Below are 768 nucleotides of genomic sequence, written 5' to 3' on the forward strand. Positions count from 1 at the left end.
CCTCAGCTTCTTTACTTACCGCTCCCAGACCGACGGCCAGTGCGAGAGCCATGCAAATACGGAGGCAAATCATTTCTTATAATCTCCGCTGATGCATCCTTTGCTCGTAGCCATCACTAGTGTGGCGTCTGAAATAGCAGCTATCGCATATATATCGCCGGCGTGGTGCCGATTCAGCGGATCGCTACCCGGTCCTTCGAAGTCGATAGCGGGAGCAAACTCTTTATCCGCAAAAACGGTGGAGGGTTGATCAACCGTACTTGCCAAGGCCTTATTCCACGCGGAAGGCGCACCTCTTACCGTTGCCCGTAGGTTCAGCCGCGTCTTGAGATCAGAATTTGAGAGAAGTTGTTTGGTACGAACGAAGCATCCTGCTCCGAGATTCGCGACATGATCGCCATCCTTCTTGATGTCGCCCCGTGAACATGGATCTAGAGTGGTATGGGCATCACCTCCGTATTCGGTAGTGATGTCTGACTTAGCGACTACCGTGCCGTCGCCGCCACCACCAGAGGCGTTATCGACTACATTTAGAAACTTCGCCAAAGGGGCGAGAGCTGGAATGGCTCCCTTACCGAGCGGAAGGCACTTCGAGTTGTCCCCGCTCTTGCAGCTGTCAATGCAAGCTTTCAGGTCGGACGCGGCGAGGAGCGACGCAATGGCGACACCCGGAACTGCTTTAGGCATCGACGCGGAACCTGAGGACATCCTGTCGGAACTTAGCCGGTAACTGTTGTCCACATCGCAAGTGTCCGCACCATCAGAGGA

The 768-nt window shown here is 54.7% G+C and carries 1 protein-coding gene; it reads right to left on the bottom strand.

The genetic code is table 11. From position 1 onward, the window contains the following. Positions 1 to 69: 69 nt before the first annotated feature. A partial coding sequence (locus ACXJMY_RS38025; RefSeq protein WP_456624474.1) for a hypothetical protein occupies positions 70 to 768 on the bottom strand: 699 nt, incomplete at its 5' end.

This window comes from Bradyrhizobium sp. P5_C12, assembly GCF_054049735.1.